The 2,792-nt window shown below is 63.8% G+C and carries 2 protein-coding genes; both read right to left on the reverse strand.

Going from position 1 to position 2,792, the window contains the following annotated elements; all coding sequences use genetic code 11:
- A partial coding sequence (secF, locus tag WBQ44_RS20425; protein ID WP_495568491.1) for a protein translocase subunit SecF occupies positions 1-980 on the reverse strand: 980 nt, incomplete at its 3' end.
- A 1-nt stretch (position 981) separates the two neighbouring features.
- A complete protein-coding gene (secD, locus tag WBQ44_RS20430; protein WP_495568492.1) occupies positions 982-2,751 on the reverse strand; it encodes a protein translocase subunit SecD in 1,770 nt (589 codons plus the stop codon).
- Positions 2,752-2,792: the final 41 nt, after the last annotated feature.

Here is a 2,792-nt window from a genome sequence, read left to right on the forward strand (position 1 = left end):
GAGAAAGTGCCGACAATAATTCCGACGAACTGGATGAGTGCGAGGTCCTTCAAGGTGCCCACACCCAGCAACCATACGGCTACGACCATCAGCGCGAGGACGGGCAAGACGCCGATGACGGTGGTGTTGATCGATCTCATCAGAGTCTGATTCACCGCCAGGTTCGCTTGCTCCGCGTATGTTCTGCGGTGAAGATTCAAGACCCCGCGGGTATTTTCCTCGACCTTGTCGAACACGATTACCGAGTCGTAGAGCGAGAATCCGAGGATGGTCAGCAGCCCGATCACAGTCGCGGGAGTGACTTCGAAGCCAACGAGCGAATAGATCCCGGCGGTCACGACGAGGTCGAATCCCAAAGCGGCCATGGCCGCGAGCGCCATGTCTCGTTCGTAGCGAACGGCGATGTAGATGCTCACGATGACGAGGAAGACGACCAGCGCGATCAACGCCTTTTGAGTGATCTGACCACCCCAGGTTTCGCTAACATCCGAGAAGCTGATCGCGTTCGGTGTAGCGGCGCCGGAGCTGTCTACCGGCTGGAAGGCGTCGAACAGAGCCACCCGTACCTCATCGACCTGCCCCGGGTCGAGTGCTTCGGAACGAACCTGAACGTTGGCGGCAGCTCCCGAGCCGACCGTTTGCACTGCTTCCGGTGCAAAGCCGAGCGTGTCGGTGAACACCGTTTCGACCTGTGCCGAGGTCACGCCATCCGCCGCGGGTACCTGAATCCGCGTTCCGCCCTCGAAATCGATACCGAGGGTGAAACCACGGAAAGCCATGCTGAGCAGGCACACCAACACGATGACCGCGCTGAGGATGTAGTAGAAACGGCGACGTCCAACCACATCGAATGCACCGGTTCCGGTGTACAGGCGACCGAGGAAACTACGTTGCGGCTGCGCGCTCTGGTCGACGCCCGCGTCCTCGAGAAGCGTCCCGTCCCGCTCGGTGCGCGCAGACGACTGTGGTGATTCGCTCATGTCAGACTCCCTTCGCCGGCGCATCGACTGCAGCCTTGCTTGCCATCGTGCGCGCCGCTGCGCGTCTACGTTCCTGCGCGATTTCTGCGACTGCACCGAGACCGTTGACACTCGGCTTCGACCAGAACTTCGACTTCGACGCCAGGTAGACCAGCGGCCACGTCACGAGGAAGACAACGACGACGTCCAGAATAGTGGTGAGGCCGAGCGTGAAGGCGAAGCCCTGAACCTGACCGACAGCCAGCGCGTAGAGCACGGCCGCGGCGATGAAGCTCACCGCGTTGCCCGACATGATCGTCTTGCGAGCGCGGGTCCAGCCACGCGGAACCGCCGACCTGAAGCTGCGGCCCTCGCGGATCTCGTCCTTGATGCGTTCGAAGAACACCACGAAGGAGTCGGCGGTCATGCCGATACCGATGATCAGACCCGCGATGCCGGCGAGGTCGAGCGTGAAGCTGATCCACCTGCCGAGCAACACCAAAATGCCGTACACCATGGCCCCGGCGAGAATGAGCGACAACGCCGTGAGGAACCCGAGCGCGCGGTAATACACCAGGCAGTACACGAGGACCAGCGCAAGACCGATCGCACCGGCGAGCAAGCCGGCTTCGAGTGAAGCGAGCCCCAGCGTCGCGGAAACCGTCTCGGCTTCGGAGGACGAGAAAGACAACGGAAGCGAGCCGTACTTGAGCGTGTTGGCGAGCTCGGTTGCTCCCTGGGCAGAGAACTGACCGGTGATCGACGTAGCGCTACCGGCGGGCGTTGCCCCCTGAATCTGCGGAGCGCTCACGACCTTCGAATCGAGCGTGAACGCAGCCTGCTTGCCGATGTTCGCGCCCGTGAACTGCGCCCAGGTGTTACTGCCTTCGGAGTCGAACGTGAGGCTGACCTCGTGGCGCGACTGCTGCGTGTTGAACCCCGACGTCGCGTCGTCGATCTGCTGCCCGTCGATGATGCTGGGTGCGAGCAGATACACCGCGGCGCCGTCGGTGGAACACGCTACGAGAGGAAGCGCCGGGTCGTCGTTACCCTGCAGCGGATCCGGTGCGTTGCAATCGATCGTGGCCAGCGCTGCCTGCTGGACCTGCGGATCTTCGCTCTGCCGCAGCGCTTTCGCGTCGGCGATCTGCGCGGCCGTTCGTTCGGCTTCCGTGGCGGTCCCGTCGTCTGCCGGTTCCTCTGCCGCGGGAGTACCTGCCGCGGGCGGGTCAGCCGGGGCCGGTTCGACCGCGCTGGGATCCTGCGCCGGGAACGGACGGCCCTGCGGCGCCGCGTCACCGGCGGGTACCGGAGTCTCGGCAACCGGTTCTCCCGCGGCGGGTACCGGCGTCTCGGCAACCGGTTCTCCCGCGGCGGGTGCGGGAGTCTCGGCAGGCGCCTGGCCTGCCACAGGCTGCGTCGCCTGAATCACGGGACGAATGAACAACCGTGCCGTCTGCCCGAGCGTGCGGGCCTGCGAGCTGTCGTCACCGGGAACGGTGATCACGAGGTTGTCGCCGTCGACGACGACCTCGGAACCCGCGACGCCGAGACCGTCGACACGCGTGGTGATGATCTGCTGCGCCTGCTTCAGGCTCTCCTGGCTCGGTGCGCTGCCGTCAGGTGTACGTGCCGTCAGTGTGACACGGGTGCCACCCTCGAGATCGATGCCCAGTTTCGGCTGTGGCGACTTGTCGCCGGTGAGGAAGACCAGTGCGTAAACAACGGCCAACAAGACGCCGAAGACGGCTAGGTAGCGGGATGGATGCACCGATCCGCTTGAAGGTGCCACGGTGTGTGTTTCTCCTCTGAGCAATTGATGTAGATGCAAGA

This window comes from Rhodococcus sp. (in: high G+C Gram-positive bacteria) (assembly GCF_049591685.1).
Taxonomy (GTDB): domain Bacteria; phylum Actinomycetota; class Actinomycetes; order Mycobacteriales; family Mycobacteriaceae; genus Rhodococcoides.